Origin of the sequence: Pseudomonas sp. 22526 (assembly GCF_052044735.1) — a bacterium.
GTDB lineage: Bacteria > Pseudomonadota > Gammaproteobacteria > Pseudomonadales > Pseudomonadaceae > Aquipseudomonas > Aquipseudomonas piscium.
Genome location: NZ_JBQENK010000012.1, coordinates 184,734 through 208,826 on the forward strand (window position 1 = coordinate 184,734; position 24,093 = coordinate 208,826).

Annotated in this window: 22 protein-coding genes and 1 riboswitch; of the genes, 12 read left to right on the plus strand and 10 right to left on the minus strand. The window is 63.0% G+C overall.

The annotated features are described in order from the left end of the window. The first annotated feature begins 176 nt into the window (after positions 1-176). Positions 177-848 carry a polysaccharide lyase family 7 protein gene (locus ACTJKT_RS19690; RefSeq protein ID WP_440788235.1) on the plus strand — a complete coding sequence of 224 codons (672 nt, stop codon included), beginning with the start codon at positions 177-179 and terminating at the stop codon, positions 846-848. Positions 849-984: 136 nt separating this feature from the next. On the opposite strand, the gene fba is transcribed toward ACTJKT_RS19690, so the two are convergent. The 6 genes from fba to tkt form a co-directional block, all read right to left on the minus strand. Next, entirely contained in the window at positions 985-2,049 is a 1,065-nt protein-coding gene (gene fba, locus ACTJKT_RS19695) for a class II fructose-bisphosphate aldolase (protein ID WP_003229012.1), read from the minus strand. Between the two features lie 254 nt (positions 2,050-2,303). After that, complete coding sequence (locus ACTJKT_RS19700; RefSeq protein ID WP_007922315.1) at positions 2,304-2,633, minus strand: MliC family protein; 330 nt, start codon at positions 2,631-2,633, stop codon at positions 2,304-2,306. Positions 2,634-2,693: 60 nt separating this feature from the next. Further along, entirely contained in the window at positions 2,694-2,912 is a 219-nt protein-coding gene (locus ACTJKT_RS19705) for a hypothetical protein (RefSeq protein ID WP_102676332.1), read from the minus strand. Positions 2,913-2,943: 31 nt separating this feature from the next. Further along, the gene (locus tag ACTJKT_RS19710; RefSeq protein ID WP_440788236.1) at positions 2,944-4,107 is read right to left on the minus strand and encodes a phosphoglycerate kinase; all 1,164 of its coding nucleotides are present in this window, start codon (positions 4,105-4,107) and stop codon (positions 2,944-2,946) included. Between the two features lie 42 nt (positions 4,108-4,149). Beyond that, complete coding sequence (epd, locus tag ACTJKT_RS19715) at positions 4,150-5,205, minus strand: erythrose-4-phosphate dehydrogenase (protein ID WP_053281234.1); 1,056 nt, start codon at positions 5,203-5,205, stop codon at positions 4,150-4,152. A gap of 118 nt (positions 5,206-5,323) precedes the next feature. After that, positions 5,324-7,321, minus strand: a complete 1,998-nt coding sequence (gene tkt, locus ACTJKT_RS19720; RefSeq protein ID WP_440788237.1) for a transketolase — start codon at positions 7,319-7,321, stop codon at positions 5,324-5,326. Between the two features lie 273 nt (positions 7,322-7,594). Here tkt and ACTJKT_RS19725 point away from each other — a divergent pair, with 273 nt between their 5' ends. The 3 genes from ACTJKT_RS19725 to ACTJKT_RS19735 all read left to right on the plus strand — a co-directional run bounded on the left by ACTJKT_RS19725 (position 7,595) and on the right by ACTJKT_RS19735 (position 10,602). Further along, complete coding sequence (locus ACTJKT_RS19725; RefSeq protein ID WP_440788238.1) at positions 7,595-8,590, plus strand: ArsR/SmtB family transcription factor; 996 nt, start codon at positions 7,595-7,597, stop codon at positions 8,588-8,590. 19 nt (positions 8,591-8,609) lie between these two features. Beyond that, the gene (gene metK, locus ACTJKT_RS19730; RefSeq protein ID WP_025807234.1) at positions 8,610-9,800 is read left to right on the plus strand and encodes a methionine adenosyltransferase; all 1,191 of its coding nucleotides are present in this window, start codon (positions 8,610-8,612) and stop codon (positions 9,798-9,800) included. Between the two features lie 406 nt (positions 9,801-10,206). Then, positions 10,207-10,602: a DUF1090 domain-containing protein gene (locus ACTJKT_RS19735; protein ID WP_063433275.1), complete on the plus strand. Its 396-nt coding sequence runs from the start codon at positions 10,207-10,209 to the stop codon at positions 10,600-10,602. A 52-nt stretch (positions 10,603-10,654) separates the two neighbouring features. Here ACTJKT_RS19735 and ACTJKT_RS19740 read toward each other — a convergent pair whose 3' ends face one another. Next, on the minus strand, positions 10,655-11,104 hold the full coding sequence (locus ACTJKT_RS19740) for a c-type cytochrome (protein WP_097306642.1): 450 nt from the start codon (positions 11,102-11,104) through the stop codon (positions 10,655-10,657). Between the two features lie 128 nt (positions 11,105-11,232). On the opposite strand from ACTJKT_RS19740, the gene mltA reads away from it, so the two are divergent. Next, positions 11,233-12,408: a murein transglycosylase A gene (gene mltA / locus ACTJKT_RS19745; RefSeq protein WP_440788239.1), complete on the plus strand. Its 1,176-nt coding sequence runs from the start codon at positions 11,233-11,235 to the stop codon at positions 12,406-12,408. Between the two features lie 159 nt (positions 12,409-12,567). On the opposite strand, the gene ACTJKT_RS19750 is transcribed toward mltA, so the two are convergent. Then, positions 12,568-12,954 carry an MAPEG family protein gene (locus ACTJKT_RS19750; protein WP_025807229.1) on the minus strand — a complete coding sequence of 129 codons (387 nt, stop codon included), beginning with the start codon at positions 12,952-12,954 and terminating at the stop codon, positions 12,568-12,570. A gap of 36 nt (positions 12,955-12,990) precedes the next feature. Continuing rightward, entirely contained in the window at positions 12,991-13,824 is an 834-nt protein-coding gene (locus tag ACTJKT_RS19755) for an EamA family transporter (RefSeq protein ID WP_440788240.1), read from the minus strand. A gap of 212 nt (positions 13,825-14,036) precedes the next feature. Between ACTJKT_RS19755 and ACTJKT_RS19760 the strand changes: the two genes are divergently transcribed. Further along, positions 14,037-15,206: an MFS transporter gene (locus tag ACTJKT_RS19760; RefSeq protein WP_440788241.1), complete on the plus strand. Its 1,170-nt coding sequence runs from the start codon at positions 14,037-14,039 to the stop codon at positions 15,204-15,206. Between the two features lie 180 nt (positions 15,207-15,386). Next, entirely contained in the window at positions 15,387-16,646 is a 1,260-nt protein-coding gene (locus tag ACTJKT_RS19765) for a cation:proton antiporter (protein WP_440788242.1), read from the plus strand. A 121-nt stretch (positions 16,647-16,767) separates the two neighbouring features. Here ACTJKT_RS19765 and ACTJKT_RS19770 read toward each other — a convergent pair whose 3' ends face one another. Then, positions 16,768-17,172: an acyl-CoA thioesterase gene (locus ACTJKT_RS19770; protein ID WP_097306638.1), complete on the minus strand. Its 405-nt coding sequence runs from the start codon at positions 17,170-17,172 to the stop codon at positions 16,768-16,770. A gap of 197 nt (positions 17,173-17,369) precedes the next feature. Continuing rightward, a riboswitch (S-adenosyl-L-homocysteine riboswitch) is annotated at positions 17,370-17,476 on the plus strand. A gap of 22 nt (positions 17,477-17,498) precedes the next feature. Here ACTJKT_RS19770 and ahcY point away from each other — a divergent pair. The 5 genes from ahcY (at position 17,499) to ACTJKT_RS19795 (ending at position 24,022) form a co-directional block, all read left to right on the plus strand. Further along, a complete protein-coding gene (gene ahcY, locus ACTJKT_RS19775) occupies positions 17,499-18,908 on the plus strand; it encodes an adenosylhomocysteinase (protein ID WP_009045993.1) in 1,410 nt (469 codons plus the stop codon). A gap of 147 nt (positions 18,909-19,055) precedes the next feature. Further along, the gene (gene metF, locus ACTJKT_RS19780; protein WP_025807224.1) at positions 19,056-19,901 is read left to right on the plus strand and encodes a methylenetetrahydrofolate reductase [NAD(P)H]; all 846 of its coding nucleotides are present in this window, start codon (positions 19,056-19,058) and stop codon (positions 19,899-19,901) included. 82 nt (positions 19,902-19,983) lie between these two features. Then, the gene (locus ACTJKT_RS19785; RefSeq protein ID WP_440788243.1) at positions 19,984-21,066 is read left to right on the plus strand and encodes a hypothetical protein; all 1,083 of its coding nucleotides are present in this window, start codon (positions 19,984-19,986) and stop codon (positions 21,064-21,066) included. A gap of 55 nt (positions 21,067-21,121) precedes the next feature. After that, on the plus strand, positions 21,122-21,937 hold the full coding sequence (locus ACTJKT_RS19790) for a substrate-binding periplasmic protein (protein WP_440788244.1): 816 nt from the start codon (positions 21,122-21,124) through the stop codon (positions 21,935-21,937). Positions 21,938-22,162: 225 nt separating this feature from the next. Then, entirely contained in the window at positions 22,163-24,022 is a 1,860-nt protein-coding gene (locus ACTJKT_RS19795; protein WP_440788245.1) for a DEAD/DEAH box helicase, read from the plus strand. Positions 24,023-24,093: the final 71 nt, after the last annotated feature.

Below are 24,093 nucleotides of genomic sequence, written 5' to 3' on the forward strand. Positions count from 1 at the left end.
CAGCCCCATAGGGGATGAAACTGACGGAGGGATTTTTTCGACATATGGTTGACGCCAATTATCCGCCGGACGGGCATTAACAAAAGCACCTTCTACGCTTATAAAGATCGCCTTCAAACGCGCAGGCTAAAGCCTTTGTCGGCTTTCATCCGGCATCAAATCGGGAAGCTTTGACTATGATCGACCTCGCAACCTGGAATCTGAGCATTCCCGAAGGCAGTCCACCGGCGACCATCGACACCCCCAAACTGGTGAGTGGTTTCAAGGATCAGTACTTCCATTCCGACACCGGCACCCTGTTCTTCTGGTCGCCCGTCACCGGCTCCCGCACCGCCAACGCCATCTACCCGCGCAGCGAGCTGCGTGAAACCTACGCCAACGGCACCCTGAAAAACTGGACCTACCCGGAAGCCGACAACCTGCTCTACGCCACCCTGGCGGTGAACCAGGTGCCGTCCACGGGCAAGATCGTCATCGGCCAGATCCATGCCTACAACAGCACCAAGCCACTGGTGAAGGTCGAGTACCAGTACAAGACCACCACCCAGAGCGGCAACATAGTCGCCAAGGTCCGCATGCGTCCGGACGATACCGAAAGCCGGGTGATCATCGTCGCCCAGAACGTGCCACTGGACCGGGAGTTCTCCTACCTGATCCACCTGAGCCCGGGCGGCGCCCTGGGCATCAGCGCCGCGGGCTACCAATGGGACACCCAGATCAGCGCCACCTGGCGCGACAAGCCGCTGTACTTCAAGGCCGGCGTGTACGTGCAGGACAACACCGGCTACACCAGCGAAGGCGGCAAGGTGACCTTCTACAAGCTGGATATCGATCACAACGAAACCTGATGGCGTAGGTGTAGGAGCGAGGCTTGCCCGCGATGAGGGCCTGACGTTCGCNGCAAGCCTCGCTCCTACCCAGATCAGGGAAACCGGGCACAAAAAAGCCCGCATCGCTGCGGGCTTTTTCGTTCAACGCTAAGGCTTAGTTGACCTTGGCGTTCAGCTCACCTTTGAGGTAACGCTGGAACATCGCTTCCAGGGAGATCGGCTTGATCTTCGAAGCGTTGCCCGCGGTGCCGAAGGCTTCGTAACGGGCGATGCACACGTCGCGCATGGCGGTTACGGTAGCGCCGAAGAACTTGCGCGGGTCGAACTCGCTCGGGTTGGTGGCCATCAGGCGACGCATGGCACCGGTGGACGCCAGGCGCAGGTCGGTGTCGATGTTGACCTTGCGCACGCCGTACTTGATGCCTTCGACGATTTCTTCAACCGGCACGCCGTAGGTTTCTTTGATGTCGCCGCCGTACTGGTTGATGATCGCCAGCCACTCTTGTGGAACCGAAGACGAACCGTGCATCACCAGGTGGGTGTTGGGGATGCGCTTGTGGATCTCTTTGATGCGGTCGATGGCCAGCACGTCGCCGGTAGGCGGCTTGGTGAACTTGTAGGCACCGTGGCTGGTACCGATGGCGATGGCCAGGGCGTCGACCTGGGTCTTCTTGACGAAGTCCGCGGCTTCTTCCGGGTCGGTCAGCATCTGGCTGTGGTCCAGCACGCCTTCGGCGCCGATGCCGTCTTCTTCACCGGCCATGCCGGTTTCCAGGGAACCCAGGCAGCCCAGCTCGCCCTCTACCGAAACGCCGCAGGCGTGAGCCATGGCCACGGTCTGCTGGGTCACGCGCACGTTGTACTCGTAGTCGGTCGGGGTCTTGCCGTCTTCGCCGAGGGAGCCGTCCATCATGACCGAGGAGAAGCCCAGCTGGATCGAGCGCTGGCAGACGTCAGGGCTGGTGCCGTGGTCCTGGTGCATGCACACCGGGATGTGTGGGAATTCTTCGATCGCCGCCAGGATCAGGTGGCGCAGGAAAGGCGCGCCGGCGTATTTGCGGGCACCGGCCGAAGCCTGGACGATCACCGGAGAGTCAGTCTTGTCAGCTGCTTCCATGATGGCGCGCATCTGTTCAAGGTTGTTGACGTTGAAGGCTGGAACGCCGTAGCCGAATTCGGCTGCGTGGTCCAACATCTGGCGCATGCTGATGAGTGCCATTGTGTGTATCTCTCCCGGTCGAGGGTCGTTAATCGTGCAAGCCTGCCGTAGCGGCGGCTGCTATTCAAGTGATTGCAGATCGGGGGTCAGCCCGGCCTGCGGATTCGTTACTGCATCAATCTCAAGAGCCGCGCCTCTCTCTGTAGGAGCGAAGCTTGCTCGCGATCAGGGCCAGCACATTCAACATCTCTGTTGACGGTCGGATCGCTATCGCGAGCAAGCTTCGCTCCTACAGTGCAGCATTGGCTCCCGGCCTACGGCGCTTTACAGCCGCGGCCGATCAAATCGTTGGTGGCGACCCAGTAAACCAGGCCTTCGTCACCTTTTTCGTGAAACGCCAGCATGTCGTTGCTGTACAGCGAACCGGAACCGCTCGGTTCCAGCTTCAGGCGATAGACCTGGTCGGCCCCGCCCAGCCGCACATCGACTTCCTTGCGGCTGCTGTCGGTGTAGCGCCAGACCACTTGCGCCTGGCTGTCGCACACCCAGGTCGTCCAGTTATCCGTCTCGGCCGGCTTGAACAGGTCGAAGTTGGCGCAACCTGCCAGCAATCCCAGCGCAGCCACGGCGATAAAGCCTTTCATCGGTGTTCCTCGGCTGACGGCCCACGGCCGCCAGCACAGCGCGTTATCCAATCAGACCCGTCAAGGGCAACCATGTTCCTTGGCCTTGGCTGGAGTCTCGTACTTGTCCAGGCCATCGGGCCCCATGCGCTTGTTGATCACCGGCGCAGTCTCGGCCTGCCAGTCGGCCTGATAACAGCCTTTCTCGGGCTCTGCCGAATCGGGCTCCGACTGGGCAGGCTGGCTGCCGCAACCGGCCAGCAAGCCCGCGACGATCAACAGCGGTAACGTCTTGACCATATGAACACTCCTTTGCCTGGCCATTGGGACTTCAGGCTTTGGCCCGGCTTTCCAGGACTTCGACCGCCGGCAGTACCTTGCCCTCGACGAATTCGAGGAAGGCGCCACCGCCGGTAGAAATGTAGGAGATCTGCTCGGCTATGCCATATTTATCGATGGCCGCCAGGGTGTCGCCGCCGCCGGCGATGGAGAACGCCGCGCTTTCCGCGATGGCCTGGGCCAGCACCTTGGTGCCGTTGCCGAACTGGTCGAACTCGAACACGCCGACCGGACCGTTCCACAGGATGGTCTTGGACGACTTCAGCAGCTCGGCGAAGTTCGCCGCGGTCTGTGGGCCGATGTCCAGGATCATGTCGTCGGCAGCCACCTCGGCAATCAGCTTGACGGTGGCGGTCGCGCTTTCGGCGAACTCCTTGGCCACCACCACGTCCACCGGCAGCGGCACGCTGACCTTGGCGGCGATGGTGCGAGCGGTATCCAGCAGGTCAGGCTCGTACAGCGACTTGCCGACCGGGTGACCGGCAGCGGCGAGGAAGGTGTTGGCGATGCCGCCGCCGACGATCAGTTGGTCGCAGATCTGGCTCAGGCTGTTGAGCACGTCGAGCTTGGTCGACACCTTGGAGCCGGCGACGATGGCGGCCATCGGCTTGGCCGGAGCGCCCAGGGCCTTGCCCAGTGCGTCCAGCTCGGCGGCCAGCAGCGGGCCGGCAGCGGCGACCTTGGCGAACTTGGCCACGCCGTGGGTCGAACCTTCGGCGCGGTGCGCGGTGCCGAAGGCGTCCATCACGAACACATCGCACAGGGCGGCGTATTGCTGGGCCAGTTCGTCGGCGTTCTTTTTCTCGCCCTTGTTGAAGCGCACGTTCTCGAACAGCACGATGTCGCCGGCCTTGACCTCGACGCCGCCCAGGTAGTCGGCCACCAGCGGCACTTCACGACCCAGGGCCCGGCTCAGGTAGTCGGCCACTGGCTTGAGGCTGTTCTCGGCGGAGAATTCGCCTTCGGTCGGACGACCGAGGTGCGAGCAGACCATCACGGCCGCGCCTTTTTCCAGGGCCAGCTTGATGGTCGGCAGCGAAGCCAGGATACGCGCATCGCTGGTGACAACACCGTCCTTGACTGGGACGTTGAGGTCTTCGCGGATCAGTACGCGCTTACCTTGCAGATCGAGGTCGGACATCTTCAACACGGTCATGGGTCGCAATTCCTGGGTTACTGTTTTTTTGGAAACGGGAAGTTAAGAGACAGCTTTGGGTGCAGCTGTTTGCAGATAGTGTCCTGCAACATCCAGCATTCGGTTGGCAAAACCCCATTCGTTGTCGAACCAGGCCAGGATGTTCACCAGCCGCGGGCCGGAAACACGGGTCTGGCTGGCATCGACAATCGCCGAATGCGGATCATGGTTGAAATCACAGCTGGCGTGCGGCAACTCGGTGTAGGCCAACAGCCCCTTGAGCGGACCGCTGGTGGCGGCCTCGCGCAGGATCCGGTTGACTTCTCCGGTGTCGGTATCGCTCACGGTCTGCATCGTGATGTCGAGGCAGGACACGTTGACGGTCGGCACGCGCACAGCTTTGGCCTGAATTCGCCCGGCAAGTTCCGGCAACAGCCGTTCGATGCCACGCGCCAGACCAGTGGACACCGGGATCACCGACTGGAACGCCGAGCGGGTGCGGCGCAGATCCTCGTGGTGATAAGCGTCGATCACCGGCTGGTCGTTCATCGCCGAGTGGATGGTGGTGATCGACACGTATTCCAGGCCGATGGCCTGGTCCAGCAGGCGCAACAGCGGCACGCCGCAGTTGGTGGTGCAGGACGCGTTGGACACCAGCAGCTCGGCGCCGGTCAGGCAGTCCTGGTTGACGCCGTAGACGATGGTGGCGTCGACATCCGCCTCGCTGGCCATCGGCTGGGAAAACAGCACCCGCGGCGCGCCGGCGTCGAGAAAACGCTGGCCGTCTTCACGGGTGTGATAGGCACCGGAACATTCGAGCACCAGATCGACGCCCAGGGACGCCCAATCGATGCCTTCGGGGGTGGCACTGCGCAGGACCTTCACGCAGTTGCCATTGATATGCAGACAGTCGCCGTCGACCTTCACCTCGCCGGGAAACCGGCCGTGGGTGGAGTCGAAGCGTGTCAGGTATTCCACGCTGGCCATGTCGGCCAGATCGTTGATCGCGACAATCTCGAACCCGGCCGCAGCCCCCCGCTCGAACAGGGCACGCAAGACACAACGACCGATCCGGCCGTAGCCGTTGAGTGCAACTTTGTAGGGACGCGGTTGAGGCATGGGGTTCTCGATTACCGGGGTGAATCCATCATCACTGTCGTGTTGCCTGTTCAATTGTCATCGCGGGNTAGGAGCGAGGCTTGCCCGCGAAGAACAGCAGACAACGCGACTGGCGGACTTAGTCTTCCAGCAGCTCTTCAGCCTGACCCAGGATGTTCTCCAGGGTGAAACCGAACTCTTCGAACAAGGCCGGCGCAGGCGCCGACTCGCCGTAGGTGGTCATGCCGATGACGCGACCTTCCAGGCCGACGTACTTGTACCAGTAGTCCGCGTGAGCGGCCTCGATGGCGATCCGGGCGCTGACCTGCAGCGGCAGGACCGACTGCTTGTAACCGGCGTCCTGAGCATCGAACACGCTGGTGCATGGCATGGACACCACGCGCACCTTGCGGCCCTGCTCGGTCAGCTTGTCGAAAGCCTGCACCGCCAGGCCGACTTCGGAACCGGTGGCGATCAGGATCAGCTCAGGCTCGCCTGCGCAGTCCTTGAGCACGTAGCCACCGCGGCTGATTTCGGCGATCTGCACGGCATTGCGGGTCTGATGCTGCAGGTTCTGGCGAGAGAAGATCAGCGCCGAAGGACCGTCCTTGCGCTCGATCGCGTTTTTCCAGGCCACCGCCGATTCCACGGCATCGGCTGGACGCCAGGTGTCGAGGTTCGGGGTGCAGCGCAGGCTGGCGATCTGCTCGATCGGCTGGTGCGTCGGGCCGTCTTCGCCCAGACCGATGGAGTCGTGGGTGTAGACGTGGATCACGCGCTGCTTCATCAGGGCCGACATGCGTACCGCATTGCGCGCGTATTCCATGAACATCAGGAAGGTCGCGCCGTAAGGCACCAGGCCGCCGTGCAGGGCCACGCCGTTCATGATGGCGGTCATGCCGAACTCGCGAACGCCGTAGTACATGTAGTTGCCGCTGGCGTCTTCGGCGCTGACGCCCTTGCAGCCTTTCCACAGGGTCAGGTTGGAACCGGCCAGGTCGGCCGAACCGCCGAGGAATTCCGGCAGCAGCGGGCCGAACGCGTTCAGGGCGTTCTGGCTGGCTTTACGGCTGGCGATGGTTTCGCCCTTGGCCGCGACTTCGGCGATGTAGGCATCGGCCTTCTCGGAGAAATCGGCCGGCAGGTCACCGCTCAGGCGACGCACCAGCTCGTTGGCCAGCTCTGGGAATTCGGCGGAGTAGGCGGAGAAACGCTGGTCCCACTCGGCTTCGACGGCGCGACCGGCTTCCTTGGCATCCCACTCGGCGTAGATGTCGGCCGGGATTTCGAACGGGCCGTGGTTCCACTTCAGCGCGGCGCGGGTCAGGGCGATTTCCTCGGCACCCAGTGGCGCGCCGTGGCAGTCTTCCTTGCCTTGCTTGTTCGGCGAACCGAAACCGATGGTGGTCTTGCAGCAGATCAGGGTCGGCTGCTCGCTTTTGCGCGCGGTGTCGATCGCGGTCTTGATCTCTTCAGGGTCGTGACCGTCGACGTTGCGGATCACCTGCCAGTTGTAGGCTTCGAAGCGCTTTGGCGTGTCGTCGGTGAACCAGCCTTCGACTTCGCCGTCGATGGAGATGCCGTTGTCATCGTAGAAGGCGATCAGCTTGCCCAGGCCCAGGGTACCGGCCAGGGAAGCGACTTCATGGGAAACGCCTTCCATCATGCAGCCATCGCCCAGGAACACGTAGGTGTGGTGGTCGACGACGTTGTGGCCGGGACGGTTGAACTGCGCCGCCAGGACCTTTTCCGCCAGGGCGAAGCCCACAGCGTTGGCCAGGCCTTGGCCCAGCGGGCCGGTGGTGGTCTCGACGCCCGGGGTGTAGCCGAATTCCGGGTGGCCCGGAGTGCGGCTGTGCAGCTGGCGGAAGCTCTTCAGGTCGTCGATGGTGACGTCGTAGCCAGTCAGGTGCAGCAGCGAGTAGATCAACATCGAGCCGTGACCGTTGGACAGCACGAAGCGGTCACGGTCGGCGAAGGATGGATTGCTCGGGTTGTGCTTCAGGTAGTCACGCCAAAGTACTTCGGCGATATCCGCCATACCCATAGGGGCACCGGGATGGCCGCTGTTGGCTTTTTGCACGGCATCCATGCTGAGGGCACGAATGGCGTTGGCACGCTCACGACGGCTTGGCATCGCTGATCTCCTGAGGGTTATCTAAGTCGAGTTGAATAAAACGAATCGGAAAAAGGCGTGCATTTTCCCTCAGCCGGTAGGCCGGGGGCAATGACAGATAGTCACTCTAGAGCGTTTTTCCGGTTGATAAAGGTGCAATCGCCTGATGAAACCATTCTGCAGCTCGTCTGTAGAACACAGCGACCTGCGTTAAGTGCCACCTATCGACCAATATCAAAACTTTTTGATATTGGTCTTGCGAGGTTGGGGGGGCATCACTAGACTGCTGGCCTTATGAATTTACGCGCGCCCTCCATGAGCCATGATGACTGCGACGAGCTGGCGGCCCTGTGCAAGGCCGGCGGCGATCCGCTGCGGCTGAATGTATTGCGCGCACTGGCCAACGACTCGTTCGGCGTACTGGAACTGGCGCAGATCTTCGCCATCGGCCAGTCCGGCATGAGCCACCACCTGAAGGTCCTGGCCCAGGCCGGCCTGGTGGCGACCCGCCGCGAAGGCAATGCGATCTTCTACCGGCGCGCCCTGCCCCACACCGAACTGCTGGGCGGCAGGCTGCACGCCGCCCTGCTGGATGAAGTGGACAACCTGACGCTGCCCGGCGAAGTGCAGTCGCGTATCGGCCTGGTGCACCGCCAGCGGGCGGCCGCCAGCCAGGACTTTTTCTCACGGGTCGCGGAGAAGTTTCGCGCCCAGCAGGACCTGATCGCAGGACTGCCCCAGTACCGCGAAAGCGTGCTGGCACTGCTCGACAAACTCAACTTCACGGACACCGCCACGGCGATCGAAGTCGGCCCCGGGGATGGCAGTTTCCTGCCGGAACTGGCCCGCCGCTTCACCCGGGTGACCGCGCTGGACAACAGCCCGGCCATGCTCGAACTGGCACGCCAGGTCTGTGAACGCGAAACGCTGGCTAACGTCAGCCTGCAACTGGCCGATGCATTGAATGGCGCGAGCCTGGCGGCCGATTGCGTGGTGCTGAACATGGTCCTGCACCATTTCGCCGCGCCGGCCGATGCGCTGAAACGACTGGCCGGCTTGCTGCAACCGGGCGGCAGCCTGTTAGTGACAGAGTTGTGCAGCCACAACCAGAGTTGGGCCAGGGAGGCCTGCGGTGATCTCTGGCTGGGGTTTGACCAGGACGATCTGGCCCGCTGGGCCACCGCTGCGGGACTGGTTCCCGGAGAAAGTCTGTATGTAGGTTTACGTAATGGTTTCCAGATCCAGGTCCGCCACTTTCAGCGACCGGCTGGCAACACTCACCATCGGTAAATTTTAGGAAACCGTCGAGATGAGCGAATACTCCCTTTTCACCTCCGAGTCCGTGTCTGAAGGGCATCCGGACAAAATCGCCGACCAGATTTCCGATGCGGTGCTGGACGCCATCATTGCCCAGGACAAGCACGCCCGCGTAGCGGTGGAAACCCTGGTCAAGACCGGCGTGGCCATCGTCGCCGGCGAAGTCACCACCTCGGCCTGGGTCGACCTGGAGCAGATCGTTCGTGACGTGATCACCGACATCGGCTACACCAGCTCCGACGTCGGTTTCGACGGCGCGACCTGCGGCGTGATGAACATCATCGGCAAGCAGTCCCCCGACATCAACCAGGGCGTCGACCGTGCCAAGCCTGAAGATCAGGGCGCCGGCGACCAGGGCCTGATGTTCGGCTACGCCAGCAACGAAACCGACGTGCTGATGCCGGCCCCGATCACCTTCTCGCACCAACTGGTGCAGCGCCAGGCCGAAGCCCGCAAGTCCGGCCTGCTGCCTTGGCTGCGTCCGGATGCCAAGTCCCAGGTCACCTGCCGCTACGAAGGCGGCAAGGTGGTCGGCATCGACGCCGTGGTCCTGTCGACCCAGCACAACCCCGACGTGTCGTACAAAGACCTGCGCGAAGGCGTGATGGAACTGATCGTCAAGCACGTGCTGCCGGCCGAACTGCTGTCCAAGGACACCCAGTTCCACATCAACCCGACTGGCCAGTTCATCATCGGCGGTCCGGTCGGCGACTGCGGCCTGACCGGTCGCAAGATCATCGTCGACAGCTACGGCGGCATGGCCCGTCACGGCGGCGGCGCGTTCTCCGGCAAGGACCCATCGAAGGTCGACCGTTCGGCCGCCTACGCCGGTCGTTACGTGGCCAAGAACATCGTTGCCGCCGGCCTGGCCGAGCGTTGCGAGATCCAGGTGTCCTACGCCATCGGCGTGGCGCAACCGACCTCGATCTCGCTGAACACCTTTGGCACCGGCAAGATCAGCGATGACAAGATCATCAAGCTGGTCCGCGAAATCTTCGATCTGCGCCCTTACGCGATCACCACCATGCTCGACCTGCTGCACCCGATGTACCGCGAAACCGCGGCCTACGGCCACTTCGGCCGTACCCCGCAAACCAAGACCGTGGGTGACGACACCTTCAGCACCTTCACTTGGGAAAAGACCGACCGCGCCGAAGCCCTGCGCGCCGCTGCCAGCCTGTAATCACGGCAGCACCCAAGCAGCCCCGCAAGGTTCGCCTTGCGGGGCTTTTTTGTGGCTGCGATTCAGGCCAGCGGCGCAGGGTTTTCGACAAGCATCGCTGGCGAAAGAACCACTCACCACGCCTCCTCCCCCAAACGGCAGAAACGGCCGGACACACTACGAATCAACAGCGAGGTGGATTGGTTACCCCTTCCTCCCCACAGAGCTTGCTACCATTACCTGCTTCGGACGCGACGCTCGGACGAGCCTTTGTTCCCGCGATCCGCAGGCCCCGGCCTGAATAAAAATTGCCTGCCGACGGATGCAGCCCTCCTTTACATCCGGCGGCGTTGAACCCCGGGGACGCAGATGGCTCAAACAGCCCATCGCCCCACTCCTGCTATTCATCTTTTCACATGGAGCCTTTATGAAATTTCTTGCACCGCTCACCCTTTTCGCCGCGTTCAGCCTGGCAACCCCAGCCCTGATGGCCGCCGAGCAAACCCCGGAACTCACGGGTTGCGCCGCCAAGCGCCAGGCCATCAGCACCCAGATCGAACAGGCCAAGGCCCACGGCAACAGCGAGCAACAGGCTGGCCTGGAAAAAGCCCTGAGCGAAACCACCGCAAACTGCACCGACGCCTCGCTGAAAAAGGAACGCGAAAACAAGGTGCTGGAAGCCAAGCACGAAGTCAGCCGGCGTCAGACCGACCTGGACAAGGCGATGAAAAAAGGCGACGCCGAGAAGATCAACAAGCGCAAGGACAAGCTGGCCGAGTCCCGCAAGGAATTGCAGGAAGCCCTCGACGAGCTGGACAAGTAAGTTCGAGCCGCCGCGGCAGATGTGCCTGCCGCAGCCACCTCAGGCGACGGGATCAGTGATCGCGAAACTCTTTATGGCAGGCACTGCAGGCATCTTCGACTTTCTGCACCGCCGGCCCCAGGTTGCTGGCCTTGTACGGCTGGACCTTGCTGGCGACTACCAATTCACCGGTGGCCGCCTCGAGGGTACGGGCCAGTTCCTGGAAACGCGCCTGCTTCTGCCAGACATCGTCCGTCGCGCTGGTGTGCTCCTGCTCCTTGACCTGCGGAAAGTGCTTCCAGGGTTCGTGAGACAGGTTGTCCAGCTTGATCGCGCCTTCGGTAAAACGCGGGCCGTCGAAGGGGATACGCCCACGGAGCATGCCGCCCAGGTCTTCACCGGTCTTGAGCATCTGTTTGAAGATCGCCTTGCGCTGACCCAGCGGGGAGTTCGGATCGACACCGCCGCAGGCGGACAACGTCAGGCAGGCCAGCAATACAACAGAGAGTCTTTTGAGAGTCATGGTGGCTTCGGGTCACGGGAAACGGCCGCCAGTATCCTCGCCTGCCCGGCAAAGACCAATAGCCCTATTAACAATATGGATTGCCTGAAGTTGCCATGCACCCAGGCAAGCCACAAAGGAAATACCCAATGAACACCCGTTTCAAACTGTGGCGTCGACACCTGGCCTGGGCCTTGCCGACCGCGATCCTGCTGGCCGGATGCAATGGCGGCGAAGTCGGCAAGCCACCCCAGCCCCACGCTATCGCCACTTATACCAGCGCCAGCTGGGAAGCCTTGCCCACTGTGTCCGACGACGACCTGCTGGCCGGCTTCGGCTCCTGGCGCAGCGCCTGTACCCGGCTGAAGGCCGACCCGGTATGGGGCCCGACCTGCGCGACCGCGGCCAATGTGCCGCTCACTGCCCTGGATGTCCGCAGCTTCCTCAAGGAACACCTGGACGTCTACGGCCTGCGCTCGGCCAGCGGCAGCAGCAACGGCCTGATCACCGGCTACTACGAACCTGTCTATCCGGGCAGCCTGACCCAGACCAAGACCGCGTCAGTGCCGGTCTATGGCGTGCCGGAAGACATGATCATCGTCGCCCTCGACAGCATTTATCCCGAACTCAAGGGCAAGCGCCTGCGTGGCCGCCTCGAAGGCCGGGTGCTGAAACCCTACGACGATGCCGCGACCATCGAGACCAAGGGGGTCAAGGCGCCGGTGATCGCCTGGCTGACCGACCCGATGAACCTGCAGTTCCTGCAGATCCAGGGCTCGGGCCGCATCCAGCTGGAAGACGGGCGCCAGTTGCGCATCGGTTATGCCGATCAGAACGGTCACCCCTACCGCCCCATCGGCCGCTGGCTGGTGGATCAGGGCGAGCTGAAGAAAGAAGACGTGACCATGGGCACCATCGCCGCCTGGGCCAAGGCCAACCCCAATCGCATCCCGGAACTGCTGGGCAGCAACCCCAGCTACGTGTTCTTCAACCGCAACCCGGACAGCAACGAAGGCCCGCGCGGCTCGCTGAACGTACCGCTGACGTCCGGCTACAGCGTGGCGGTGGACCGCAAGGTGATTCCGCTGGGCAGCCTGCTGTGGCTCTCCACCACTCGGCCCGATGGCAGCAGCCTGATCCGCCCGGTGGCGGCGCAGGACACCGGTGGCGCGATCGCCGGCGAAGTTCGCGCCGACCTGTTCTGGGGCACCGGCGACGCGGCCGGGCAACTGGCGGGGGACATGAAACAGCAGGGCCAGATCTGGATGCTCTGGCCCAAGGGCGCCACGCTGCCGAAAGTGCCTGAAGTCACCGACAGCAAATAGCCCGTAGCCCTGTAGCCGCTGCCGAGCCCCGCGAGGCTGCGATCGCCTGCGTAGCAGGCGCAAAACCTGAGAGTGCGTTGGGCCAGGATAACCGCGACGCCCCCATTGCGGCCGCTGCGCGCCCGGTCGCAGCCTCGCAAGCTCGGCAGCGGCTACAGGTCAAATGGAGACAAAAAAGAAGCTGGCAATCAGCGCCATGCCGACGAACCACACCAGCGAACGCAGGACCGCCCAGTCCGCCAGGTAGCAGATGATGTACAGCAGGCGGCTGGTGATGAACAGCACCGCCAGCACATCGATGGTCACCAGTTCGGCGACGTTGGCGACATGGGCAATGATCACCCCCGCCGCAAAGGCCGGGGTCACTTCAAAACTGTTGAGCTGCGCCGCTTGCGCGCGCCGGGGGAAACCCTCGAGGGTCTCGAGATAGGCCCGCGGGTCATGGTTCTGCCGCAGGCCAAAGTTGCCCCCGCTGAACTTGGCGATGCTGTTGCACAGGTACGGCAGGAAGATGGCGATCAATACACACCAGAAAGCGACGGTCATGGCAGAGTCCTTTTTAAAGTCATGAGGGGAGCGGGGTCAGAACTTCATCACCAGCATGCCGATCAGCACCAGCCCACAAGCTAAGAGCCGAGGTCGACCGAAAGGTTCTTTCAGGTAACGCATGCCGAACAACACCACCAGGATCACGCTGATTTCCCGCAGCGCCGCCGCCTCGGCGATCGATCCCAGCTGCATGGCCCACAGCACCAGAGCGTAGCTGAACAATACGCAGAACCCGACGCTCAACCCCAACTGCCATTGCTCGCGCCAGAACAGGGTGAAGGCCGCACGCTTGCGCAGCAGCGCCAGCAACGGGAAAGGCCAGGCGCTGAGCAGCGTCACCCACACCAGGTAATCCAGCGGATGGGACCAGCGGCGCAGCGCCTGGCCGTCGATAAAGGTGTAGCAGCCGATGCACAGGCCGATCAGCGCCACCACCGGCAACATCGACCACGGCAGACGGTCGCCGCCACCGCCCTGCCACAGCAGGCACAGCATGCCGAAAGGGATCAACAGGATGCCGAGGATCTGCTGGGGGCTGAGCACCTCACCCGCGAAAATCAGGGTCAGGGCCAGCACCACCAGGGGCGAAAGGCCGCGCATCAGCGGATAGACCAGGCCCAGGTCGCCGACCCGATAGGCCTGGATCAGCAGGTAGCGGTAGAGTAATTCGAAAACCGCCGATGCCAGGATCCACGGCCAGATCTCCAGCGGCGGCCATGCGACGAACCCCAGCATCAGCGCCACGAACAGCAAGGCGACGCTGTCCATGCAGGCCACCACCAACAAGCGTTCGCCGCTGAACTTGATCAGGGTATTCCACGCCGCATGCAGCAGCGCCGCCACCAGAACCAGAGTTGTCGCCAGCACCTCACACTCCCTGTTTGCTAGAGGAGAATCGATTCACCTAGGCGCAACGGCTGTCTATACTGACGCCGACCACGCCGCACTCATGTTGCGCATATACCTATTCCAATATTTTTTGCTGCTGCCCGATCCGCCGGACCCGATCCGATGGAGGGGCAAAGCCGGCATGCGTATGCCTGATCAGGGCGTCAAGACTACAGACAGAGAATCCTCGCATGCCACTCGCCTTGCTCGCACTGGCTGTTGCCGCCTTCGGCATCGGTACCACTGAATTCGTCATCATGGGCCTGCTGCCCGATGTCGCCCGCGACCTGTCCGTCAGCATTCCCCATGCGGGCCTGCTGATTACCGGCTACGCCTTGGGCGTGGTGTTCGGCGCGCCGATCCTCGCCGTCGGCACCGCCAACATGCCGCGCAAGGCCACGTTGTTGGGCATGACCCTGATGTTCATCCTCGGCAACGTGCTTTGCGCGCTGGCGCCGAACTACACCACGCTGATGGCCGCGCGGGTGATCACCGCGCTGTGCCACGGTGCGTTTTTCGGCATCGGCTCGGTGGTCGCCGCCAGCCTGGTGGCGCCGAACAAGCGCGCCCAGGCGATCGCCATGATGTTCACCGGCCTGACCCTGGCCAATGTGCTCGGCGTGCCGCTGGGCACGGCGCTGGGGCAATACGCCGGCTGGCGCTCGACCTTCTGGGCGGTGTCGCTGATCGGGGTGATCGCCGCCATTGCCCAGTGGCTCTGGCTGCCCCGGCACATCGCCATGGACAAGGCCAACCTGGCCAGCGAGTTCAAGGTTTTGGGCAAGACCAACGTGCTGCTGGCCCTGGGCATGAGTGTGCTGGCCTCCACCAGCCTGTTCAGCGTCTTCACCTATATCGCGCCGATCCTGCAGGACGTCACCGGCGCCAGCCCCCATGGCGTGACCATCATGTTGCTGCTGTTCGGTGTCGGCCTGACAGCCGGCAGCATGCTCGGCGGCCGCCTGGCCGACAGCCGCCTGCTGCCGTCGCTGGTGGCCATGGCGCTGGCCGTGGTGCTGGTGCTGGCCGCATTCAGCCAGACCAGCCACCTGCTGATTCCGGCGGCGATCACTTTGCTGTTGTGGGGAATTTTCGCCTTCGCCCTGTGCCCGATCCTGCAACTGCTGATCATCGACCAGGCCCATGAGGCCCCCAACCTGGGCTCGACCCTGAACCAGAGCGCCTTCAACCTGGGCAACGCCGCCGGCGCCTGGATCGGCGGACTGGTGGTGGCCAGCGGCGCCGACCTGGCCGACCTGCCGTGGACCGGCGCGCTGGTCGGCGGACTGACGGTGCTGACCGCGCTGCTGTTCATTCATCTGCAACGTCGCCAGGCGGCCGCGGTCAATGTATCCGGCTGAGCCCTGACGAGCGCGACTGAGCGACAGTCGCCTGCAGAACCGCGCACTGGCCGACCGGCACACCGCCAGAAGAATCTGAACTTTCCTTGTCAGTGTGCCCCGGGGCCGCCAGCGGCCCATCCAACCCTTGCCCGATGGCTTTCGGGCTTTCTTTTCACGTTTCTATCCAAGGGACTCCGGATGCTTGAACTCGTTGCCGCCTTCATCTGCCTGACCACCCTGCTCACCTACGTCAACTTCCGCTTCATCGGCCTACCGCCGACCATCGGTGTGATGGTCACCGCCCTGCTGTTTTCCCTGCTGCTGCAAGGTTTGAGCTTCCTCGGCTATCCCGGCCTGGAAGAACACGTGCAACAGCTGATCGGCCAGATCGACTTCGGCGACCTGCTGATGAACTGGATGCTGTCGTTCCTGCTGTTCGCCGGCGCCTTGCACGTCAACCTCAACGACCTGCGCAGCTACCGCTGGCCCATCGGCCTGCTGGCCACGGTCGGCGTGTTGATCGCCACATTCGTCATCGGCAGCCTGGCCTACTGGATCTTCGGCCTGTTCGGCTGGCACGTGAGCTTCCTCTATTGCCTGCTGTTCGGCGCCCTGATCTCGCCGACCGACCCGATCGCGGTGCTCGGCGTGCTGCGTACCGCCAACGCGTCCAAGCCGCTGAAAACCACCATCGTCGGCGAGTCGCTGTTCAACGACGGCACCGCGGTGGTGGTGTTCACCGTGCTGCTGGGTATCGCCCAGCTCGGCGAAACCCCGACCCTCGGCGCCACCGCCCTGCTGTTTGCCCATGAGGCCATCGGCGGCGTGGTGTTCGGCGGGCTGATCGGCTACCTGGTGTACCTGATGATCAAGAGCATCGAGCAGCACCAGATCGAGGTGATGCTGACCCTGGCCCTGGTGATCGGCGGCTCGGCGATGGCCAGCGAGCTGCACGTCTCGGCACCGATCGCGATGGTGGTGGCGGGCCTGATCATCGGCAACCTGGGGCGCAACCTGGCAATGAACGACATGACCCGGCGTTACCTGGACGGTTTCTGGGAGCTGCTCGACGACATGCTCAACGCCCTGCTGTTCGCCCTGATCGGCATGGAACTGTTGCTGCTGCCGTTCAACTGGCTGCACTTGCTGGCCGCGAGCCTGCTGGCGGTGGCGATCGTGCTGTCGCGCCTGCTCACCGTGGCCCCGGCCATCGTCCTGCTACGCCGCTGGCGCAGCGTGCCGCGCGGCACCATCCGGGTACTGACCTGGGGCGGCCTGCGCGGCGGGGTTTCGGTAGCGCTGGCGCTGGCCCTGCCATTGGGCCCGGAGCGCGACCTGGTGCTGAGCATCACCTACATCGTGGTGCTGTCGTCGATCCTCCTGCAGGGCCTGACCATCGGCAAGCTGGTGCGCCATGTCACCAAGGACGCGCCAGCCGCCGAGCAGGACGCTCACTGACAACCTGAACCTGTAGGAGCGAAGCTTGCTCGCGATCAGNCAGGCGACGCGGTCTGATCGAAGGAATACGACGCCTGGACGGGCCGATCGCGAGCAAGCTTCGCTCCTACAGAAGACGATGTCAGGCGACGGGCTCGTCGTCCTTGAACTGATCCTTCACGTATTTGATTTCGGTACGACCGTGAGGAGCCGGCAAGCCGTCCTCGCCCAGGTTGACGAAGACCATCTTCTCGACGGTGAGGATGCTTTTGCGGGTGATCTTGTTGCGCACTTCACAGGTCAGGGTGATCGAGGTGCGGCCGAATTCGGTGGCGGTGATGCCCAGTTCGATGATGTCGCCCTGGCGCGAGGCGCTGACGAAGTTGATTTCGGAAATGTACTTGGTGACCACGCGCTGGTTGCCCAGCTGGACGATGGCGTAGATCGCCGCTTCTTCGTCGATCCAGCGCAACAGGCTGCCGCCGAACAGCGTGCCGTTGGGGTTGAGGTCTTCGGGTTTTACCCATTTGCGGGTGTGGAAATTCATGCTCACTCCTGACCGTCTTGCCGATTGATGCCGGCATCATGGCAGACCCCGGCGCAGAGCTCTATTGGGCTTCTACTATGGTCGCGATTACCGTTCGAACATCGTCCGACAGAAATCCTTGGGAAGTCGCAAGCAGACAGCTATAATCGCCCCCGTTTCAAAACGGTAACTATCACCTGGTACCGTTTTCCCGCCACCTGTCCGAGGGGCGCTGCAGCAGGCTAGACCTGTCAGGCTCGGATGGGGCGTTGTCTGGCCGTGATGGTTCGGTCAGTCACTAAACGCACAACGGCGCCCATTCGCATACTTACGAATGGAGGCTCTTCATGAGCGCTGTAATCACGCCTGCAGATTTTACCGACTACAAAGTCGCCGACATGTCCCTGGCCGCCTGGGGCCGTCGCGAAACCATCATCGCCGAGTCGGAAATGCCGGCCCTGATGGGTCTGCGTCGCAAGTACGCCGCCGAACAACCGCTCAAGGGCGCGAAGATTCTCGGCTGCATCCACATGACCATTCAGACTGCCGTGCTGATCGAAACCCTGGTTGCCCTGGGTGCCGAAGTACGCTGGTCGTCCTGCAACATCTTCTCGACCCAGGACCAGGCCGCCGCCTCCATCGCCGCTGCCGGTATCCCGGTATTCGCCTGGAAAGGCGAGACCGAGCAAGAGTACGAGTGGTGCCTGGAGCAGACCATCCTCAAGGATGGCAAGCCTTGGGACGCCAACATGATCCTCGACGACGGCGGCGACCTGACCGAGCTGCTGCACAAGAAGTACCCGCAGGTGCTGGATCGCGTCCACGGCGTGACCGAAGAAACCACCACTGGCGTGCACCGCCTGCTGGACATGCTGGCCAAGGGCGAGCTGAAGATCCCGGCCATCAACGTCAACGACTCGGTGACCAAGAGCAAGAACGACAACAAGTACGGCTGCCGTCACAGCCTGAACGATGCGATCAAGCGCGGCACCGACCACCTGCTGTCCGGTAAGCAAGCGCTGGTCATCGGCTACGGTGACGTGGGCAAGGGCTCGGCCCAGTCCCTGCGTCAGGAAGGCATGATCGTCAAGGTTTCCGAAGTCGACCCGATCTGCGCCATGCAGGCCTGCATGGACGGTTTCGAACTGGTTTCGCCGTTCATCGACGGTATCAACACCGGCACCGAAGCAAGCATCGACAAGGCCCTGCTGGGCAAGATCGACCTGATCGTGACCACCACCGGTAACGTCAATGTTTGCGACGCGAACATGCTCAAGGCCCTGAAGAAGCGCGCCGTTGTCTGCAACATCGGTCACTTCGACAACGAAATCGACACCGCTTTCATGCGCAAGAACTGGGCATGGGAAGAAGTGAAGCCACAGGTGCACAAGGTTCACCGTACCGGTCCAGGCGCTTTCGACGCCCAGAACGACGACTACCTGATCCTGCTGGCCGAAGGCCGCCTGGTGAACCTGGGCAACGCCACCGGTCACCCAAGCCGCATCATGGACGGTTCGTTCGCCAACCAGGTACTGGCGCAGATCTTCCTGTTCGGCCAGAAGTACGCCGACCTGTCGCCAGCCCAGAAAGCCGAGCGCCTGACCGTTGAAGTACTGCCGAAGAAACTCGACGAAGAAGTGGCCCTGGAAATGGTCCGCGGCTTCGGTGGCGTGGTCACTCAACTGACCAAGCAACAGGCTGACTACATCGGCGTCACCGTCGAAGGCCCGTTCAAGCCACACGCTTACCGCTACTGATCGGTTCTGCCGCCTGCTCTCCCCGGGGAGCAGGCCGCAAACCCTGCTGCTCCCTGTAGGAGCGAAGNGCGCCCGCATCGCGAGCAAGCTTCGCTCCTACGGGCAGCCCAGCGCCTGCAAGGCTTACGAGTTTCCAAGGGTATGACCATGTCCCAAGACCGTCGCTACAGCTTCGAGTTCTTCCCGACCAAGACCGATGCTGGGCATGAAAAACTGCTCGCCACTGCCCGCCAGCTGGCCAGCTACAACCCCGATTTCTTCTCCTGCACCTACGGTGCCGGTGGCTCGACCCGCGACCGCACGATGAACACCGTGCTGCAGCTCGAAAGCGAAGTGAAGGTCCCGGCCGCACCGCACCTGTCCTGCGTGGGTGACAGCAAGGCCGACCTGCGTGGCCTGCTGACCCAGTACAAGGCTGCCGGCATCAACCGTATCGTCGCCCTGCGCGGCGACCTGCCTTCGGGCATGGGCATGGCCAGCGGCGAGCTGCGTCACGCCAACGACCTGGTGAGCTTCATTCGTGAAGAGACCGGCGATCACTTCCACATCGAAGTGGCGGCGTATCCGGAAATGCACCCACAGGCGCGCAATTTCGAAGACGACCTCAACAACTTCGTGCGCAAGGCCAACGCCGGCGCCAACAGTGCGATCACCCAGTACTTCTTCAACGCCGACAGTTATTTCTACTTCGTCGAACGCGTGCAACAAATGGGTGTGAACATCCCGATCGTGCCCGGCATCATGCCGATCACCAACTACAGCAAGCTGGCGCGTTTCTCCGACGCCTGCGGCGCGGAAATCCCGCGTTGGATCCGCAAGCAACTGGAAGCCTACGGCGACGACAGCCAGAGCATTCAGGCGTTCGGCGAGCAGGTCATCACCGAAATGTGTGAACGTTTGTTGCAAGGCGGTGCGCCAGGATTGCACTTCTATACTCTGAACCAAGCCGAGCCAAGCCTGGCCGTCTGGAACAACCTGAAGCTGCCGCGTTAACCACCCGACAGCATCGGAAAAAGGCCTTGGCGAAATCCAGGGCCTTTTTTTTAACCCCCATACATCCAAAGGATCGCCGTAGATGTCCACAGGCAGCACCGCAGCACGCCCGCAATTGATCTATCTGGTTTACGGCGCCGCGACCTATCACCAGGAGGCCGCGTTCAGTATTGCCAGCGCCCTGGCCGGGTTGCGCGAAACACCGGGCGAAGCCCTCGATATCCAGGTCTTCACCGACAATGCCGCGCCTTACCGCGACCTGCCTGTGCGCGTGCGCCCCTTGGATGAAAGTACCCGCCAGGCCTGGATCGCCCCACACGGCTACCACTTTCGCGCCAAGCACGTGGTGATGCAGCAGGTGCTGCAAGAGTCCGAACTGGCCCTGCTGATCGACACCGATACCTTTTTCCACTGCTCGCCGCTGGAGCTGTTTCGCCGCGTCCAGCCCGGCACCCTGCTGTGTAACGCATTCGGCATGTGCTACGGCGCCAACAAGGAGTCCGGCCTCTATCAGTCCCTGGCCGGTTTGCTGCGGGAACGCAAACTCGCCGACGACCAGATGCCGTTGCTCAACTCCGGCGTGATCGGCCTGCACCGCGCGGACGCCGACGTACTGGACCGCTCCATCGCCCTGATGGACGAGCTGTACCCGCTGGCCAACGGCGCCTACACCCTCGAAGAGTTCTGTCTGTCGGTCGCTGCCTACCGCACCAAACAGGTCCGCGAATGCCCCGACCTGATCCACCACTACTGGAGCCGCAAGCAGCTGTTTCGCGCCAAGATCAAGGCCTGGCTGGACAAGCACGGCGCAGCGCCCACCAGCAGCGTCGCCCTGGACGAAACCCGCCTGGTCACCGCGACCCTGCCACGCCCACCGGCCTTGCAACGCCTGGCCTACAAGATCGTGACCCTGGCCCTGCCCGGGCACCAGCGGCAGTTCATGCGCGAAATCCTCTACGGTTGCTACCGCCACACCAACGAATTCGACCAGGCCTGCGCCCCGGTCTGGTGGGAGAAAGCCCGGGAAAACGCCGAAGGCCGCCTGAAAAAGCCGCTCAACAGTCATCAGCTCGAACGCTGGTTCAACCACCCGGTGATTCGCCTGGTACTGGGCCAGCGGCGCAAGGCCATCTACCTGCATCTGATCGAGACAAAGGCTGACTAAGGCTTGAGCTAGACGGCCTCTAGTATTGGACGACCTCTCGTCGTAATCTCCATCGATGCCCGTCATTGCCCAGTTGCTGACAGCCTTTATCTGCGCTTGCCTGAGCCTCACCGCCCATGGCGAGAAACTGCGCATTGTCACCGAGCCCTGGGCCCCTTATGTCTATGAGGAACAGGGCAAGGCCCTGGGGCTGGATTACGAAACCACGGCGATCGTCTTCCAGCGCCTGGGGATCGAAGTCGAATGGCAGTTCCTGCCCTGGAAACGTTGCCTGGCCATGCTCGAACAAGGCCAGGCCGACGGTGCCCTGGACATCTTTCACAGCAACGAACGCGAAAGCAGCCTGCTCTACCCCAGCGAGCCGCTGTCAGACGTCGAGTTCGTGATGTTCTATGCCAACGCCCGGCCCTTTCCGTTCCGCACCCTGGAAGACTTGCGCGGGCTGACCGTGGGCACCTCCCCCGGCTACCTGTACAGCCAGGACTTCAGGGAATCCACCCTGTTCAAGCACGAGCCGGCGCCGACCCACGAAGCCAACTTCGGCAAGCTGCTGCGCGGCCGCATCGACCTGCTGATCACCGATCGGCGGGTCGGCCAGCATCTGCTGGACCAACTGAAGATTCGCCAGCAGATCACCGAGAACCCGGTGGTCATCAGCCGCCAGAGCCAGTTCCTGGCGGTCCGGCGCAATGCTGGCATGGACTTGCTGGTGCAGCGTTTCGGCGCCGAACTCAAGCGTTTCAAGCGCGAGCCGGCCTACGCCGAACTGAGCGCACGTTATGGCGCGGCGCCAACCATGGCCGACTCCAGCGCGATGCCGCCCGAAGCACCGGTGAAAACCGTTGAGCAGCAGGAAAGCAGCGCACGCTGATTGCTCTGTTATACTCCGGCCTTCCCGCCAGGCTCACGCCCGGACGCTCGACCCTGTTCAAGGCCTCTCGATACCGCTACAGCGCAGCCACAAGGCCCGCGCGAGCCCTCGCCGATGAGCCTTCAGGAGCCAGCAGGACCGGACGGGATTGCGTCCTCTTAAACGCCATTCGCGCCAGGCAAGACTATCCCTCTGGGCCAAGCCCTCACTAAAACAGGATTACTCATGTCCTTTGCTTCCCTCGGTCTCTCCGAGGCTTTAGTCGGCGCCATCGAAGCCGCCGGCTACACCCAGCCTACTCCGGTGCAACAGCGGGCCATTCCCGCCGTGTTGCAAGGTCGCGACCTGATGGTCGCGGCACAGACAGGTACTGGTAAAACCGGCGGTTTCGCCCTTCCGATCCTGGAACGGTTGTTTCCCAACGGTCACCCGGACAAATCCCAGCGTCACGGCCCGCGCCAACCGCGCGTCCTGGTCCTGACCCCAACCCGCGAACTGGCCGCGCAGGTGCACGAGAGCTTCAAGGTCTATGCCCGCGACCTGAAGTTCGTCAGTGCCTGCATCTTCGGCGGCGTCGGCATGAACCCACAGGTCCAGGCCATGGCCCGCGGCGTCGACGTGCTGGTGGCCTGCCCCGGCCGCCTGCTCGACCTGGCCGGCCAAGGCAGCGTCGACCTGTCCCACGTGGAAATCCTCGTGCTCGACGAAGCCGACCGCATGCTCGACATGGGCTTCGTCCATGACGTGAAGAAAGTCCTCGCGCGCCTGCCCGCCAAGCGCCAGAACCTGCTGTTCTCCGCGACCTTCTCCAAGGACATCACGGACCTGGCCGGCAAGCTGCTGCACAACCCCGAGCGCATCGAAGTCACGCCGCCGAACACCACGGTCGAGCGCATCGAGCAACGGGTGTTCCGCCTGGCCGCCAGCCACAAGCGTGCCTTGCTGGCCCACCTGATCACCGCCGGCGCCTGGGAACAGGTGCTGGTCTTCACCCGTACCAAGCACGGCGCCAACCGCCTGGCCGAGTACCTGGACAAGCACGGCCTGACCGCCGTCGCCATCCACGGCAACAAGAGCCAGAACGCCCGTACCAAGGCCCTGGCCGACTTCAAGGCCGGTGAAGTGCGGATCCTGGTCGCCACCGACATCGCCGCCCGCGGCCTGGACATCGACCAGCTGCCACACGTGGTCAACTTCGAACTGCCGAACGTCGACGAAGACTACGTGCACCGCATCGGCCGTACCGGCCGTGCCGGTCGTTCGGGCGAAGCGATCTCGCTGGTCGCGCCGGACGAAGAGAAGCTGCTCAAAAGCATCGAGCGCATGACCAAGCAGAAAATCCCCGACGGCGATCTGATGGGCTTCGATGCCAGCGCCGTGGAAGCCGAGAAACCGGAAGTGCGCGAGCGTCCGGACGTGCGTAACCCACGCAATTCCCGTGGCCCGCGTGGCGACGGTCCGAACGGCGGCGGTGGCGGCGGCGGTCGTAAAGACAAAGGCAAGGACAAGGGCAAGGAAAAACCGGCCGCTCGCGGCGACCGCCCGGCCCGTGAGCAGAAACCTCGCGAAGGCACTCCGGCCCGCGAACAGCGCCAGCCGACGCCACGCGCCGACCGTGCCCCGGACGAGTTCCTGGACGACGACGTGGACAACTTCGGCAATCGCGCCGACTACGTCAGCCCGTACCAGAACAAGAGCAACCAGGGCCGCGGTCGCCGTCCAGGCGCGCCAGGCCAGGGCGCAGCAGCCAACAGCAATGCGCCGCGCAGCGGCGGCCAGGGTCGCTCCGGCGGTCCGCGCAACAGCAGCGGCGGCACCACCGGCACTCCACCTGCCAAGCGCAACGGTCCACGCAGCGGCGCTCCACGTGACGGCCAGGCCCGTCGCGAAGAGTCGCGCAATCGTCGTCCAGCCCGTGACGACCAGGCGCGTCAGGAACCGGCGGTGCAGAACCCGCGCGGCAACCAGCCGAAGATCATGCACAAGGAATCGAAAGCCGACCGCTTCCCGACTCCCGAGCAGCTCGATCAACTGCCAAGCCGCCCACGTGGCGAGAAACCAGCCTTGCTGACCCGCAATCGCTGAGTTTCCGACGCAATAAAAAACGCCCCTGATCTTGCGATCAGGGGCGTTTTTTTATGGCCTCTGTAGCCGCT

Bases quoted from the DNA above. Each gene is read 5' to 3' on its own strand.
- ACTJKT_RS19690 (WP_440788235.1), top strand. From the start codon at position 177: ATGATCGACCTCGCAACCTGGAATCTGAGCATTCCCGAAGGCAGTCCA.
- fba (WP_003229012.1), bottom strand. From the start codon at position 2,049: ATGGCACTCATCAGCATGCGCCAGATGTTGGACCACGCAGCCGAATTC.
- ACTJKT_RS19700 (WP_007922315.1), bottom strand. From the start codon at position 2,633: ATGAAAGGCTTTATCGCCGTGGCTGCGCTGGGATTGCTGGCAGGTTGC.
- ACTJKT_RS19705 (WP_102676332.1), bottom strand. From the start codon at position 2,912: ATGGTCAAGACGTTACCGCTGTTGATCGTCGCGGGCTTGCTGGCCGGT.
- ACTJKT_RS19710 (WP_440788236.1), bottom strand. From the start codon at position 4,107: ATGACCGTGTTGAAGATGTCCGACCTCGATCTGCAAGGTAAGCGCGTA.
- epd (WP_053281234.1), bottom strand. From the start codon at position 5,205: ATGCCTCAACCGCGTCCCTACAAAGTTGCACTCAACGGCTACGGCCGG.
- tkt (WP_440788237.1), bottom strand. From the start codon at position 7,321: ATGCCAAGCCGTCGTGAGCGTGCCAACGCCATTCGTGCCCTCAGCATG.
- ACTJKT_RS19725 (WP_440788238.1), top strand. From the start codon at position 7,595: ATGAATTTACGCGCGCCCTCCATGAGCCATGATGACTGCGACGAGCTG.
- metK (WP_025807234.1), top strand. From the start codon at position 8,610: ATGAGCGAATACTCCCTTTTCACCTCCGAGTCCGTGTCTGAAGGGCAT.
- ACTJKT_RS19735 (WP_063433275.1), top strand. From the start codon at position 10,207: ATGAAATTTCTTGCACCGCTCACCCTTTTCGCCGCGTTCAGCCTGGCA.
- ACTJKT_RS19740 (WP_097306642.1), bottom strand. From the start codon at position 11,104: ATGACTCTCAAAAGACTCTCTGTTGTATTGCTGGCCTGCCTGACGTTG.
- mltA (WP_440788239.1), top strand. From the start codon at position 11,233: ATGAACACCCGTTTCAAACTGTGGCGTCGACACCTGGCCTGGGCCTTG.
- ACTJKT_RS19750 (WP_025807229.1), bottom strand. From the start codon at position 12,954: ATGACCGTCGCTTTCTGGTGTGTATTGATCGCCATCTTCCTGCCGTAC.
- ACTJKT_RS19760 (WP_440788241.1), top strand. From the start codon at position 14,037: ATGCCACTCGCCTTGCTCGCACTGGCTGTTGCCGCCTTCGGCATCGGT.
- ACTJKT_RS19765 (WP_440788242.1), top strand. From the start codon at position 15,387: ATGCTTGAACTCGTTGCCGCCTTCATCTGCCTGACCACCCTGCTCACC.
- ACTJKT_RS19770 (WP_097306638.1), bottom strand. From the start codon at position 17,172: ATGAATTTCCACACCCGCAAATGGGTAAAACCCGAAGACCTCAACCCC.
- ahcY (WP_009045993.1), top strand. From the start codon at position 17,499: ATGAGCGCTGTAATCACGCCTGCAGATTTTACCGACTACAAAGTCGCC.
- metF (WP_025807224.1), top strand. From the start codon at position 19,056: ATGTCCCAAGACCGTCGCTACAGCTTCGAGTTCTTCCCGACCAAGACC.
- ACTJKT_RS19785 (WP_440788243.1), top strand. From the start codon at position 19,984: ATGTCCACAGGCAGCACCGCAGCACGCCCGCAATTGATCTATCTGGTT.
- ACTJKT_RS19790 (WP_440788244.1), top strand. From the start codon at position 21,122: ATGCCCGTCATTGCCCAGTTGCTGACAGCCTTTATCTGCGCTTGCCTG.
- ACTJKT_RS19795 (WP_440788245.1), top strand. From the start codon at position 22,163: ATGTCCTTTGCTTCCCTCGGTCTCTCCGAGGCTTTAGTCGGCGCCATC.